The organism is Chitinophaga terrae (ex Kim and Jung 2007), assembly GCF_900107795.1.
GTDB classification, from domain to species: Bacteria; Bacteroidota; Bacteroidia; order Chitinophagales; family Chitinophagaceae; genus Chitinophaga; species Chitinophaga terrae.
The window spans coordinates 1-14,331 of the sequence record NZ_FNRL01000030.1 but is presented as its reverse complement, the minus strand read 5'-3'; the positions used below and the strand labels follow the sequence as shown (position 1 = coordinate 14,331).

Below are 14,331 nucleotides of genomic sequence, written 5' to 3'. Positions count from 1 at the left end.
GTACCCATAGTATAATTTTTAGGTTTTACCTTTATCGATAAAAAGTTATACTTTATCGATCTACCATCAAACTGACCAGATATGAGCAGAGAACTGACGCAACCGAATTTTATCTTACTGAATATTGGTCAGGCCCTTCACAATGCCGACTGGAACTGGAAAAATGTATGCAGCCCGTTCATCAGGATACATTTTATTGAAAGCGGCACAGCCAAGCTGATCAGGGACAATAAAGTATACCGGCTTCATAAAGACCATTTATATCTTACGCCTGCCTATACGAATCATGGATATGAATGTGACGGCCCTTTATCGCTCTATTATATACATATATATGAAGAACTGTCTAATCACCCCAGTATCTTTGACCTGATGGACTTCCCGGTTGAAATCCAGGCAGACCAGTTGACCATACAACTGATCAAGCGGCTGGCGGAGATCAACCCCGAAAGAAAATTGCAATATTTCGATCCCTGGTCTTACGATAACCTCCCTACCCTGGTCAGGAATATATCGCTGCAAAAAAGTGTACCCTTTGGCTATGAAATGGAAGCCCAGGGCATCATTAAACAGCTCCTGTCGCGTTTCCTGGTACAAGCTTCCGACAAAAAACTGAATATCGATAAACGTATCCAGCAATCGTTGCATTACATACGTACCAATCTCCACAAGCCGATCAGCATTGATGTATTGGCTGAAACCTGTTTTCTTACAAAGGATCATTTCATCCGGCTGTTCAAGAAAAACATGGGTTGTACGCCAGGTAAATACATCAATGAAAAGAAAATAGAAAAAGCCCAACGGATGATGTTGACCCAGGACATCACCATTAAAGACCTGGCTTACAGCCTGGGTTTTGAGAACAACTCCTACTTTAACCGTTTCTTTAAAAAGATGACAGGCGAAAATCCCGGCAGCCATAAAAAGAAAATATTGCTCCTGGCAAAGAACAGCGACTACTGAAACAACATCCTCCAACTGCCGGATATTCTATTTTTACAACTCTCCTGTCAGCTTCTCAACTGAATAGCTGTATCGTGCCTTTTCCTGAGTGATAATAAACGGGCGAATCTGCTATTTCCTGGTAAAATATTCACCGTAATCTTCATAACTGGAATCTTAACGATGGCAATTTATAAATTATAATTGTCATTATAACAATTATGTAAATTTTGAAGCAAAAAAACGAGGTAATTAATTAAGTGTCAATTTAACCCTATAAGCAATTTGTCTTGTTCCCAGGCTGCCTGGGCCGCAATTTTAAAGGCCCTGTAACATTTTACACCCTAATCTAAAACATCTGTGCCCCTTGGCATTGCCCTGTGCCGTATAACTTTGAAATCCTTATTCCATGTAGCTGATACTTCGTATAAAAACCACGAAAGAGGCACTCAGGTCCTTTTACCACGTACACAGGGCAGGTATGCTGTCCTGAACCGCCGGTAAAGGATACCAACAAACAGTTGTATCCGCAGCGTTACAAATCCGATAAAGTAAAGCAGAATGACTAAATTTTCCTATTTCACGCTGTTGATAATTATCTTCTCACTACCCGGTCGGGGGCAACAACCTGTCAATAGCAGGATTCCTTTCGATTTTGACTGGAAGTTCACGTTAAATGATCAAACTGGCGCAGAGCAGGTACAATTCGACGATTCGCAATGGCGCTCTTTAGATGTTCCGCATGATTTCAGTATTGAACACCCATTCGATTCCAGTTACCGTTCCGGGGCCGGTGGAGGATATGCATATGGCGGAACCGGTTGGTACAGGAAACATTTCAAAACAACAACTACATTGGCAGGCAAGCAGGTTGATATACTTTTCGACGGCGTTTATCGCAACAGCGAAGTATGGATCAATGGCCATTACCTGGGTATTCGTCCTTATGGCTATTCATCTTTTTATTACGACCTCACCAGGTATCTGAATCCTGCCGGCAAGGATAATGTGATTGCGGTAAAAGTCAATACCCGCGAGCAACCCAACTCAAGATGGTATACCGGCGCAGGTATATACCGTCATGTATGGCTGGTTGCCAGGAACCCGGTACACATTGCCCAATGGGGGGTGTTTGCACATACCACAGAAGCTAATAGCGATGAAGCGAAAGTTGATATTTCCATTGAACTGGATAATAAAAAAAATAAAGTTCAACATTGTACCATAACAGCCAAACTTATAGATCCTTCGGGCAAGGTAGCTGCGAGAGCTGAATCAGGAGTTGATGCACAGCCTGGCGTTACAACAAGCAAACAAAACATCCGGGTTGGTCAACCAATCCTGTGGTCTGTAGACCAACCTGCCTTATACCAGCTATCTGTAGAAGTAAGATCAGGCGGTGCGATAACCGATACGTATGTTATGCCTTTCGGTATAAGAACGGCCCGTTTCGATGCTGATAAAGGATTTCTCCTGAATGGCAAACATGTGAAACTGAAAGGTGTAAATATGCACCACGACGGAGGACCATTAGGCGCGGCGGTGTTTAACGATACCTATAAACGCCGGTTGCTGCTGCTTAAACAAATGGGATGTAATGCACTCAGGATGAGCCATAATCCACCGGCGCCGGAATTGCTCGCCTATGCCGACAGCCTGGGTTTGGTGGTGATCGATGAAATATTCGATGAATGGGCAGATGGAAAAACACCCGCAGGTTATTCACCCCATTTTATGAAATGGTATGAAAAAGATGTAGAGAACTGGATAAAACGCGACAGGAACCATGCCTCTGTAATTGCCTGGAGCCTGGGCAATGAAGTACGTGAACAGTATAATAAAGAAAATGCATTAAAGATAACAGGCATGCTGATGGCTGCCTCGCGCCAATACGACGATTCCCGCCCGTTTACCGCAGCCTGCAACGAAATAGTTAATGTTAACAATTTCGGGATGGCGCAGATGCTGGGCATGGTTGGTTACAACTACCAGGAAGCATTTTATAAGACAGACCATGAGAAATATCCGGAGCGGGTAATATTCGGATCAGAAACTGTCATTTATCCCTATCATCCCGGTTCTTGCTGGCAGCTACGCTCATACGACCAATGGCTGGAAGGGCAGTTGAAAGACTACGTTGCAGGCGAATTTCTATGGACCGGTTTCGATTATATCGGGGAAGCGGGAATAGGCGACGTAGGCAGCGGCTGCGACTTCTGGAAAGTATGGCCCAACTGGCCATGGCGTGGAGCATCGTGCGGCCTTATTGATATGTGCGATTTTCCAAAACCTGCTTACTGGTTCAGGAAAGCATTATGGAACGACACGCCAATGGTGCATATAGCAGTACAAACCGACGAATCGGCCCGCAACAGGGAGGTATGCTCGTTCTGGGGCTGGCCTAAAGTGGAAACCCACTGGAATCATAACAAGACCGGTGATACGCTGGCTGTGCATGTTTATACCAATGTTCCGGAAGTGGAGTTGAAACTGAATGGCAGATCGCTGGGCGTACGGAGATGGGATCTTAAAAAAGAAGCCTTTCTTTTCTGGGAAGTTCCTTACGAACCAGGCAAACTGGAAGCAATAGGAAAAACAGCGGATGGCAAAACAGTTTCCTTTGCTGTTCAGACAACAGGAGAACCCGCAAAAATAGCGCTGTCGCCTGACCGGGAAACATTAAAAGCCAACCGGCAGGACTTATGTTATGTAGCAGTGCAATTGCTGGATGCCAATGGCGCCCCTGTTCCTTTTGCGGATAATGATATCAGCTTTGAAGTGAGCGGCGCGGGAAAACTGGTAGCGGTAGGCAACGGTGATCAGCAAAGCCATACCCCGTTAAAAGGCGATCACATGGAAGCCTGGCAAGGGAAATGTATGGCCATCATCCAGTCAACCAACCGCAAGGGAAAGATCACCCTTACAGCCAGGAGTAAATCATTGCCTATGGCAACAACGATATTGAAGGCGGAATAAACCGGCGGAGAAGCTTTTTGCCAGGTAGAACTTTAAAGAAAACATGCCTGTTAACTGAAAATATTATGGCCGGTAAAAAACAATCATCTCCCCTGGCTGGCATCAGCTGCAGGAAGGAACGATGGCCGGCAGACAGCATTGGATACCTTTTAAAAGGCGACCAATAGACAAATGGTGATTCAACACTGAATAGCTGTTAATTAGAGTGAATGAAAATTAACCCCGCTGACGACCCGACTGACGACGGCGGCTGGCAATAGAACAAATGCTATGAATACGGGCATTTTTCGAATAAGGGTACGCGCCGGCGCCGTTTGTCAGTGTCAGTTACTTATTGGTTTAAACTGAAAGCATTCCTGCGAATGCAAATGAAAGGCGTCCCGGTTTCGAGACGCCTTTTTTAATGCAGCGAAACATCATGATCGATGCCCGCCGTGGTTGGCTTTTCTAATCTTCCGCTTCGTGGATCGCCTTCACCGTTTTTATGATTGCATCTGGTGTAACTGAAATACTTTCTATGCCCTGCGTTACCAGGAACTTGGTAAATTCAGGGAAATCGGATGGCCCCTGCCCGCAAATACCTACTTTTACCTTGTTCTGCTTTGCCACTCCTATCAGGCGAGCGATCATACGCTGAACAGCAGGATTAAGCTCATTGTAAAGATTGGCCACCAGGGAAGAATCCCTGTCGAGACCAAGTGTGAGCTGAGTCAGATCATTGGATCCAATCGAGAATCCATCTATGTATACAGAAAATTCTTCCGCCATCATAATATTAGAAGGCAGTTCAGCCATCAGGTAAACCTCCAGCCCCTGCTGCCCTCTTGTCAATCCAAATTCGCTCATTGTAGCCAGCACCAGCTGCAACTCTTCTACCGTACGACAGAAAGGGATCATTACTACTACATTCCTCAACCCCATTACTTCCCTCACTTTTCGTATGGCTTTACATTCCAGTTCAAATGCCGGTTTGTACTGCGGTGAATAGTACCGCGATGCGCCGCGCCAGCCGATCATCGGGTTTTCCTCTTCCGGTTCGAAATACTTGCCACCCAGGAGATTGAAATACTCGTTGCTTTTAAAATCCGAGAAACGTACGATCACTTTTTCAGGATAAAATGCCGCCGCAATTTTTCCTATTCCATATGCCAGTTTATCAACGAAATAACTGGCTTCATCTGCATGCCCCTGTATCAGTTGTGAAATGGCTGTAGAAAGTTCCGGATCATTCAGCTGCCGGTGTTGCAGTAAGGCCAGCGGATGGGCCTTTATATAATTGTTGATAATAAACTCTTCTCTTGCCAACCCTACTCCCCTGTTAGGCAGGTGCGTAAACTGGAAGGCCATGGATGGCGAGCCTACGTTCAGCATCAACGGGGTACGGATAGCAGGCAGTTTACTCAGGTCCATCTGCTCTTCCCTGAACGGCAGGATGCCGTCGTATACAATACCGTCGCTGCCTTCTGCACAGCTGACAGTGATCTGCTGCCCGGCATTCAGCTTTTCGGTAGCGTTGCCGCAACCCACTATAGCCGGGATACCCATTTCCCGGGCTACTATGGCGGCATGGCAGGTACGGCCCCCTTTATTCGTAACAATGGCCGATGCCATTTTCATTATAGGTTCCCAGTCGGGGTCTGTCATCTCCGTAACCAATACATCGCCGGGCTTAAACTGGCTGCCGTTGATCAACCTGTTGTCCAGGGAAAAGAGGATGTTAACATTACCGGCGGCGATCTTGTCGCCTACGGCAATCCCTTTCAGCAAAGTCACAGGCGTTTCGCCGCCATGATCGATAGTGTAAGTGGTAACAATGTTGTGATCCTTGCGGGAGTGGATCGTTTCAGGCCTTGCCTGTACTATATAAAGCTCGCCCGTTAACCCGTCTACCGCCCATTCTATATCCATCGGGCACCAACGGCCTTTCTTCCCTGTATAATAGGTTTCTATACCGCGTACCCAGGTAGCCAGCTGCATGATCTGGCTATCGCTTAAACAAAAATGTTGCTGCTGTTCCTTCGCAACGGGGATAATTTTCGTGCGTTCATCACTGCTTTCTCCATACACCATTTTCTTATCCTTCACCCCCAACTTCTTCTCTATGATCGGCACATAATTTTCCTGCATGCAGGGTTTAAACACAATGAATTCATCTGGCGATACAGCGCCCTGTACTACCATTTCGCCCAGGCCAAAGGAACCGTTGATCACTACCACATCTTTAAAACCGGATTCGGTATCAAGTGAAAATGCAACTCCCGATGCCCCAAGGTCTGAACGCACCATCTTCTGCACGCAAACGGAAAGGCCTATACTAAAATGATCATATCCGAAATTCTGCCGGTAGCTGATAGCGCGGTCGGTGAACAGGGATGCGAAACAATTCCTGACAGCGTCTATCAATGCAACAGGCCCCCTTACATTCAGAAACGTTTCCTGTTGCCCCGCAAACGAAGCATCGGGCAGGTCTTCGGCGGTTGCCGACGACCTTACTGCCACATCTGTCTGTTCCTGCCCATACTGCTGCGACAGCGTGTAATAGGCATCGATGATCTCTTCGCTCAGTTCACGCGGGAAACGGGTGCTGCTGATAGCCTGCCGGATCTTCTGACCGGCCCTCCGCAGGGTCACAATATCGTTGTAATCGACTGTTGCCACCTGCTCTGCGATAAACTGTTCGAGCCCGCTATGTTTCATGAAATCGTAATACGCTTTGGTTGTGATGGCAAATCCCGCCGGCACAGCAACGCCGGCTTCCGAGAGGTTAGCGATCATCTCTCCGAGGGAAGCAGATTTACCTCCCACCAATGCAATAGCATCCATCCCCACCGCTTCCAGCGGCAGTACAATATGCTGTCTCATGTGTAAATGAGTTTAATGAATAATAATGATGGAAGGATCTTACAGGTCTTCCAAAACGTGGTTTAGTTCTATACCGGCAAACATAGCGCATGTTGCAATCGGATAGCGGGGTTAATGAGAAAAGCGAAAACAAAACTAAAAAATAGCGGGGCCGTCGACTTTTTTTCGTTAAATCAGTATGAGTATCCCTATTTTTGGAAAAAAAACCACCATGAGTTTCACACCTGACCAGATCGATATGTGTATAATGGACATATTGCAGGAGGATGCCAGGACCACCAACAAAGAGATTGCAGCCAGGTTAGGTAAGTCGGTTACCTCGATCTTTGAGAGGGTAAAACGCCTCGAAGCAGAAGGGTATATTTTACGCTACATCGCCGTATTGAATAAAAACAAACTGGGAAAGAACCTGGTAGCGTGGACCAGCGTTACGCTCAAAGAACACGGGCACGACAGGCTGCTGGCGTTTGAGCAGCAGATAGATACCTTTCCTGAAGTAATGGAATGCTACAAAATGAACGGCCAGTTCGATTACCTTATTAAAGTGTTGGTAGCTGACATGGAAGCATACGAACTATTTAACCTTACCAAATTGTCTAAACTCGAAAATATCTCCAAGATACGCAGCCTGTTTGCTTTGGCAGAAACAAAACAGGAAGTGGAGCTCAACCTTAAAACCGGACTGCCGCTTAAGTTGCAACAAAAAAATAAAGGAATTTAAAAAGTAGGCTGTCGAAAGGTTCTGTTCAAGCCGGTCAATTTTTTACTCAATATGTTTTTATAAAGAATGAATCTATCTTCCTTTTCACCAGCTCTTCGCGGATTACCTGCAATCGCTGCCTGGCCAATATTCCCTGTGCCGAAAGAGAGTCTTTATCGAAAGTATCGGCAATAAAACAACCGGTATACCCAGGGTCGCCAAGGTATATGACCGCTCTTCTCAAATTCATATTGTTGTACAACGGTTCGGCAGTTCCTTCTTTAAAATAGATGCCGAATACATTTGTATTCTTGCTGCTATCGTTCTTTGTATCAATGAGGATACAAACAACCTGCCCTACGGTCGTATCCCGGCTGAAGAAGATGTTTCCTTTCGCTGTTCGCACTCCTATCTGAAACTGCATGCTGTCGTTGGGCCTGGAACGGTAGCCGTTATACCAATGGTAACCTGCTCTCAGTGTATCCGTAGGTGTTAGCGCATAGATCCTTCCTGTATCTCCCAGGACCACTCCTTCATTTCGTTTAAAGCTTTCTATCAGTCCATCCCTTATGGGTCTGATCTCGGTATTATACCGGTAATCGGAGATACACTTTTTAAGGAGCGGGATCAGGCCGAATAGCACCAGTACAAATATCCAGTTGTAATTAGCTTTAGGAGCGTTAGCAGTATCATTTTTTCGTTTCATCACATTACTCTCCTGATGTTCATTAATGCGCCGCGACGGCCTTTTTTATCAGCATAGCATTCAAAGCGGGCGGTAGCTCCAATGTATAGCCCATCGCTATCTGTTGTGTGGCCCGGAACAGTTTCGCCTCCTGCCCTGTACCAGTTCATTTCCCGGTAGCTGGATTTTCCTACACGGTAGCGGATCCTGAATATTTCGGTAATCGTTCCGGTGATGACCATTTTTTCCTGATACCTATTGGTGAGCCACCAAGAGAAGTAAATAACAGCACTTATCAGCAAAAAGCAAATCAGGTCTATAACAGCAAAGATCCGGCTGGTGTCGCGCGGCGTCAGCAAAAAAGTAAGTATCCAGATACCCGCCATAATAGCGGCGGATATTTTTACGGCATTCCATGAATCCTTTTTATTGTTATAACGCAACCGGTCGTCCTGCGTTATCATTTCATACTCCTTTTTTGCGGCAGGAACGCCGTCATACTCGGCCTGCAACAGCACCTGTTTGGAAGGGGAAATAGCAGCAATATGAAGCCGCACCCTGGCGTCTTTCCGTATATTGGCGTAGAGTATTGAAGGAGGGAGAATGGGGTCCTGCACTTTTATCACCTGCCCACCTACCTCATATATCAGCCATTTATACTTTTTTACCTGTAGTACCTGTACTTTCCCCGAGATAATATACTTTTCGTTCCGGCTAAGGAATTTTTTTACATTCATTAAATTGTATACGCGGTTGGCAATCCTGGCCAGCACCAATAAAATCAGGACAGCCATAAGCCTGATTACGGGAAGAATATCTTTGATTCCTTCCAGGTAAATACTAAACATCCAGGCGGCGCAGCCCAGGAAAAGCATGCTTACTACGCCCCAGACCCAGATCTCGATCTTAAATTTCCGGCTCCAGGCGTTGATCAGGTCCTTGTCTTCTATCCGTAGGGTCGTATATTCTTTTTCCATCGTAAACGTTTATCCGGGGTGGTGATTCATTGCGAACATTGATCCGGTTAACAATAAAATTAAATGTACAACATCTGTTATATTTTAGCAAAGCGATGGTAAACTGCATTTAGTCAACTACCTTTGCAAACCAGAAAAATATCTTGTTCAGGGAAAAACCATAATAAAGAATTTAAATACGATGAATGCCGCCATTTCTAACCCAAAACGCATTGTTCGCCCGCTTGCAATTGCCCTGATAATGTCGGGGATCCTTTCTTCCGCTAATGCACAACAGCGGATCACCGACCAGGCTATCACACAATTTATGACAGGGAATTTCACCAAAGCGCAGTCGCTGGCTACAGATGCAATCGAACAGGATAAAAATAATGCGCTGGCTTATGCGATCCTGGGTCGTGTGTTGGTGACAAACAATGACCTTGTAAACGCCCAGGTTAATTACGACAAGGCGCTTCGCCTGAGTCCCAACAACGGCGCGGTCTTCGCTTTCAAAGCAGCGTGCTATGAGTACCAGGAGAAAAATGACCTGGCGAAGAAAGCGTACGACAAAGCCTATTCGTTGCTTTCCAGTCCTGCAACCTCGCTGGACTATTATGCAAGGGGTACGGTGAACGACTACCGTAAGAATGCCGATGCGGCGTTTGCCGACTATACGAAAGCCCTGGAATTAAACCCGCAGTGCGCGGTTTGCTATGTAAAACGTGCACGGATCTACGCAGATAAACAGCAGAGCGACGCAGCGTTATCTGAATACAACAATGCTTTAAGGATAAACCCTGATTACAGCGCCCTGTATTTTTCCCGGGGTACATTGTATTATGAGCGCCGGCAGTACGACAAAGCAGCGGAAGACTATACGAAATCGCTGCAGTACAAACCTGGTGATGTGGATGCGTTGTTCAACCGGGGCGTTATGTACAAAATGCAGGGAAAATTGGACCTGGCGTTGGCCGATTATGCGCGCGTAGCACAGCTCTCGCCCAACGATGCGGATCTCTATGGCAACCGGGGGAACGTTTATTACCTGCAGAACAAAATGGCGGAAGCCTATAATGACTACAGCAAAGCGATCCGGCTCAATCCTAAGAAGGCTTTATATTATTTGAACAGGGGTAGCGTATATACCCGTTGGGAGCAATACGATTCCGCCTTTGCAGATTACAATACCGCAGTTAACCTGAATCCTGGCTATGCAGATGCCCTGATAGAAAGAGGAAATATTTACATGAACCAGAAACAGCAACCGGAACTGGGTCTGGCCGATTACAGGCGTGTGCTTGAAATAGATCCTAAATATTCCAATGCCTGGATGAACATTGGCGTTTATTATCATAACAAAGAATCTTTCAGCCAGGCAATCGAGAACTATAACAAAGCTATTGAAGCAGACCCTAAAAACATGCTGGCATACCTCAACCGGGCAAGCGCTTATGAGTCTATCGGCAACAGCAAGCTGGCGAACCAGGATAAAAAGAAGTATGTAGACCTGGGAGGCAAGCTGGAACCTTCAGGAAGCAGCGGGTACAAAGAGATCTACCCCGAGGGAGTGTTCGACGCTAAAATGGCGGCAGATGCGCTTGGGCGTGGAACTTCCAGCATCGCCGGGCGGGCATGTACCAAAAAGGACGGGCTTATTTTCAGTGCCGCCGGCGTGAAAGTAAGATTGTTCCCGGTAACTCCTTACCTGGAAGAGTGGCATAAACTCCGCGATAAAAAGGAAGGCGCTCATACGGGTGTGTTTATGTCGAAAGAAGCGAATAAATATTCAATAGAAGCGATATCGGGGGCAGACGGGCGGTTCGTATTTGAAGGACTTAAGCCTGGCAGGTATTTTATCCAGTTGGTGCATAGTTTCAACCAGCGGAAAACAGCGCATATTTATACCGGGTCATACACTTCACAAAATGGTCCGGTAATGACCACTACCAATTACTATTATGACCAGGATTACCTGGTAGCGCGATCACAACGCCTGGAGCGGTTCGTGGAAATAGATAAGGATGGGCAGTTTAAGAAGATTACGTTGGCAAATGGGTTGATTAAGTCGTGTGATTTTTAGGAGGAGGTAAAAGGTGTTTATACCGATATTGATGTGAAATTAATCTAAAGGAAACACGAAGTATTTACTCTATTCAAGTTCGAACAGCATACGGGAGCCGGGGGTGCAATGATAAATTATTGAATATAAATAGCTTTAATTCATATAAACAGTGTTTCCGGCGATTAGGCAAGAAACAATTTTTTTCTCAAAAATGTCGTATCTTTGTAGTCAAACACAATTGATAATCAATGAAAAAGAAGAAGACTTTAGAAAGCAGAATGTACGAGCGCATCCGGCGGACGAAGTCTACCGTGTTGCTTCGGCAAGATTTTGCGGATCTTGGTGATTATGATCAGGTCGGCCGCGGTCTTAAGTCATTGACTGAAAAGCAGAAACTGATTAAAATTAGCCAAGGGGTATATGTAAAGACGCGGAAATCAGCGGCTACAGGAAAAGTTATTCCGGCGGAGCCATTACCTGATCTGGCAAAGAAAGCTTTGGAGAGACTTGGCGTTAAAACCACCCTTACCCGAGCGGAAGTTGCTTACAGGCAGGGGCGATCTACACAAGTCCCCACAGGCCGCCAAATTGCGGTAAATCGACGAATAACGCGGAGGATTGGATTCAATGAGGCATACATTAATTTCGAATATGCCCGATAAACAATTAATTGAAGACGTAGCTGCTGAGCTGGGTATTAGCAAAGCTTTTGTTGAAAAAGATTGGCACGTTGTTCAGGTACTCCAAATAATTTCATCGATACCAACTGAAGATCTTACGCTTACATTTACTGGAGGAACCTCACTGTCAAAGGCTCATAAAATTTTAAAGCGATTTTCAGAAGATATAGATTTTACGGTCATTCCTCAAGAAGAACTAAGCAGTTCCCAGCTACGAAAAAAATTGTCCCATCTAAAGCATGTAATTTTAGATAAAATCTCAGCCATCTATCAGATAAAAGAAGGCAGTTTAATAGCACTGAATGAGAACAAATTTTTTACATTTTTAGTTGAATATCCTAGCTATTACCAGGGCCAGGAAGGCATGAGACCAGATATTAAGGTTGAAGTTTCCTGCAATAAGTTAAATCTGCCCGTTGTTCAAAAAACCGTTACTTCATTTATCAATGAAGTAAGTCAAAAAGCTCCGGAAATTCCAGCTATAACCTGTACAAATCCAATAGAAAATGCCGCCGACAAATTAAGCGCTACAGTATGGCGTGTGATAGATCGCGATCGAACATCCGCAGAAGATGATCCTACCATTATCCGGCATATACATGATCTCCACATGCTAAGCAAAGAAGCATTGATGCATCCTGCATTTAAAACCAGGTGTATTGACACAATAGCCAGGGACGACAGACGTTGTAAGAAAATAGCGGGATGGCCAATGCCTCAAAAGTTTGCAGCAACAATAAAAATTTTTCAAACCGATGAAAAATATGTAACTGAATACCAAACCTTCGTGAATAGTATGTCATATACGCCCGGAACCAGTGCCCCTACTTTTGCCCAGGCCATTGAAACACTGCATACCTATATGCCTGTAATAACTACTATTTATCATTATTGTCCGACAAAAATCGGGTTAAAAATGGCTGTAATCCCTTTCTGATAAGGATTACAGCCTAAAATTTGATTGTTTCAAAATGGGGGGAAGCTCCCAGTCATGGTCGGAAGAAATTCCGACCTTTTCTATGTTTTGAAGAACAAATCAGGATTTCCACCACATTGCACGATGATCATTGCCATTGCCAGATCCCTTATCTCCATACCCAATCTTCTTTTTGCAGTTTTATAACTTAAGTTGTTGGATTTTTTATAGATAAGAACCATCATAGCTACAATCAAAGTCATGTATAAGATAATTTGTATTCCGTTTTTATTCAATGAAACAAGATGACTTAAGTTGAGTTCTTGTTTTAAAAATCTGAAGAATACTTCTATATCCCACCGCCTCCTATATGCTTGAGCAATTTCACCAGCTGAGTGTTCGAAGTCATTGGTTAGAAAATGAAACTCTTTACCTTCATTGATTTTGCTTCGTATTATAACCAGCCGAAACGGTGTGTCTATCAATTGCTCACGATAATAAATCTTACCGTTTTTACTCTGCTGAGGTACACCCGTAAACAATTGAACCTTGCAATCTTTGAGGAGAATGGATTCTCCCAGATCTAACTGACAATCTCCTCTGATAAAGGACTCCAGTTCTACGAACTTTCTGTTTTCCTTTGCGCGACAAATGAATGTGATATCCTGATCACTAAAAGCTGCCATGGCCCTGGTTGATTGAAGGCCTCTGTCTAAAACATAAATATTCTGATGACCGGCTTCTTTTTTTACATGCTCCAGTATCATCTCTGGCAAGGCTATATCCTCACTACCATAACCTGGAGAAGTAAATACATTGAAATGGCAAGGCAAAATTCCATCAAAAGCGATGCTGTATTTAACTGCTTTTTTCCCGCTGTTATTATCCAGACCTTCACTGAGTTTACCACACGTTTCACTCACCATTGAGCTATCAACACGAATCAGATTATACTGGCCTCTTTCTTCTGCGGAATACTGTTGGGAAAATTGATCATAGATACGTTCATATATTTGCCTGAAATAATCCGGATCCATCTTGGAAAGCCTTTCCGATATTGAGCTCCTGCGTATGGTTTCATTTTCATCAAGGTTAAAAAGCTTCTTGAAAACAGAATCATTAAAGGTATCTTCTAAAGTTCGCTGGCTAAGCTTCTCATTTTCTAAAACTCCATACATCAACAAATAGAACATCTTGTTTCCATGAAGAACTTTTGCATAATGATCAACTTTCGTGGTAAGTGATAAATTAGCAATAAGTTCTTCCGGAATGAATCCAAGCAACTGTTTGATGTCTATTTTATGATCTTTAAACCTTGCCATTTCTTAAATAAAGATAAATCACTAAAATAGACTTGAATGTACACAATTTGTTGATTGTCAATATATTGTTAAGAAATCACAAGAAAATATATAAAAAGAAAAAGTCGGAAGATATTTCTTCCGACCATGACTGGGAAGCTCCCCTCCTTTATTACGGTGAAAAGGCAAGCGATGATGCATTGTGTTTTTTTCTCCATGCTTTATATGTGTCTTTAATAAATTCCATC

The 14,331-nt window shown here is 44.4% G+C and carries 10 protein-coding genes; 6 read left to right on the top strand and 4 right to left on the bottom strand.

Annotation, left to right across the window (positions count from 1 at the left end; all coding sequences use genetic code 11):
- The first annotated feature begins 81 nt into the window (after positions 1-81).
- The gene (locus BLV62_RS23570; RefSeq protein ID WP_089764887.1) at positions 82-963 is read left to right on the top strand and encodes a helix-turn-helix domain-containing protein; all 882 of its coding nucleotides are present in this window, start codon (positions 82-84) and stop codon (positions 961-963) included.
- Positions 964-1,503: 540 nt separating this feature from the next.
- Positions 1,504-3,918, top strand: coding sequence for a glycoside hydrolase family 2 TIM barrel-domain containing protein (locus BLV62_RS23565; RefSeq protein WP_089764884.1), 2,415 nt, complete (start codon positions 1,504-1,506; stop codon positions 3,916-3,918).
- 447 nt (positions 3,919-4,365) lie between these two features.
- Here BLV62_RS23565 and ppsA read toward each other — a convergent pair whose 3' ends face one another.
- Positions 4,366-6,780 (bottom strand): phosphoenolpyruvate synthase, encoded by a 2,415-nt coding sequence (gene ppsA / locus BLV62_RS23560; protein WP_089764883.1) that lies wholly within the window; start codon positions 6,778-6,780, stop codon positions 4,366-4,368.
- A gap of 211 nt (positions 6,781-6,991) precedes the next feature.
- On the opposite strand from ppsA, the gene BLV62_RS23555 reads away from it, so the two are divergent.
- On the top strand, positions 6,992-7,501 hold the full coding sequence (locus BLV62_RS23555) for an Lrp/AsnC family transcriptional regulator (protein WP_089764958.1): 510 nt from the start codon (positions 6,992-6,994) through the stop codon (positions 7,499-7,501).
- Positions 7,502-7,547: 46 nt separating this feature from the next.
- On the opposite strand, the gene BLV62_RS23550 is transcribed toward BLV62_RS23555, so the two are convergent.
- Positions 7,548-8,186: a hypothetical protein gene (locus BLV62_RS23550; RefSeq protein ID WP_089764881.1), complete on the bottom strand. Its 639-nt coding sequence runs from the start codon at positions 8,184-8,186 to the stop codon at positions 7,548-7,550.
- Positions 8,186-9,142, bottom strand: coding sequence for a hypothetical protein (locus tag BLV62_RS23545; RefSeq protein ID WP_089764879.1), 957 nt, complete (start codon positions 9,140-9,142; stop codon positions 8,186-8,188). The genes BLV62_RS23550 and BLV62_RS23545 overlap by 1 nt, the downstream gene beginning before the upstream one ends.
- Positions 9,143-9,323: 181 nt before the next feature.
- Between BLV62_RS23545 and BLV62_RS23540 the strand changes: the two genes are divergently transcribed.
- From BLV62_RS23540 to BLV62_RS23530, 3 genes are all read left to right on the top strand, one after another.
- Complete coding sequence (locus BLV62_RS23540) at positions 9,324-11,204, top strand: tetratricopeptide repeat protein (protein ID WP_089764877.1); 1,881 nt, start codon at positions 9,324-9,326, stop codon at positions 11,202-11,204.
- A gap of 230 nt (positions 11,205-11,434) precedes the next feature.
- Entirely contained in the window at positions 11,435-11,848 is a 414-nt protein-coding gene (locus BLV62_RS23535; RefSeq protein WP_089764875.1) for a DUF6088 family protein, read from the top strand.
- Positions 11,838-12,803: a nucleotidyl transferase AbiEii/AbiGii toxin family protein gene (locus BLV62_RS23530; protein ID WP_168927972.1), complete on the top strand. Its 966-nt coding sequence runs from the start codon at positions 11,838-11,840 to the stop codon at positions 12,801-12,803. The genes BLV62_RS23535 and BLV62_RS23530 overlap by 11 nt, the downstream gene beginning before the upstream one ends.
- Positions 12,804-12,883: 80 nt before the next feature.
- On the opposite strand, the gene BLV62_RS23525 is transcribed toward BLV62_RS23530, so the two are convergent.
- A complete protein-coding gene (locus BLV62_RS23525; protein WP_089764872.1) occupies positions 12,884-14,104 on the bottom strand; it encodes an IS4 family transposase in 1,221 nt (406 codons plus the stop codon).
- Positions 14,105-14,331: the final 227 nt, after the last annotated feature.

Bases quoted from the DNA above. Each gene is read 5' to 3' on its own strand.
- BLV62_RS23535 (WP_089764875.1), top strand. From the start codon at position 11,435: ATGAAAAAGAAGAAGACTTTAGAAAGCAGAATGTACGAGCGCATCCGG.
- BLV62_RS23525 (WP_089764872.1), bottom strand. From the start codon at position 14,104: ATGGCAAGGTTTAAAGATCATAAAATAGACATCAAACAGTTGCTTGGA.
- ppsA (WP_089764883.1), bottom strand. From the start codon at position 6,780: ATGAGACAGCATATTGTACTGCCGCTGGAAGCGGTGGGGATGGATGCT.
- BLV62_RS23565 (WP_089764884.1), top strand. From the start codon at position 1,504: ATGACTAAATTTTCCTATTTCACGCTGTTGATAATTATCTTCTCACTA.
- BLV62_RS23570 (WP_089764887.1), top strand. From the start codon at position 82: ATGAGCAGAGAACTGACGCAACCGAATTTTATCTTACTGAATATTGGT.
- BLV62_RS23550 (WP_089764881.1), bottom strand. From the start codon at position 8,186: ATGAAACGAAAAAATGATACTGCTAACGCTCCTAAAGCTAATTACAAC.
- BLV62_RS23540 (WP_089764877.1), top strand. From the start codon at position 9,324: ATGAATGCCGCCATTTCTAACCCAAAACGCATTGTTCGCCCGCTTGCA.
- BLV62_RS23545 (WP_089764879.1), bottom strand. From the start codon at position 9,142: ATGGAAAAAGAATATACGACCCTACGGATAGAAGACAAGGACCTGATC.
- BLV62_RS23530 (WP_168927972.1), top strand. From the start codon at position 11,838: ATGCCCGATAAACAATTAATTGAAGACGTAGCTGCTGAGCTGGGTATT.
- BLV62_RS23555 (WP_089764958.1), top strand. From the start codon at position 6,992: ATGAGTTTCACACCTGACCAGATCGATATGTGTATAATGGACATATTG.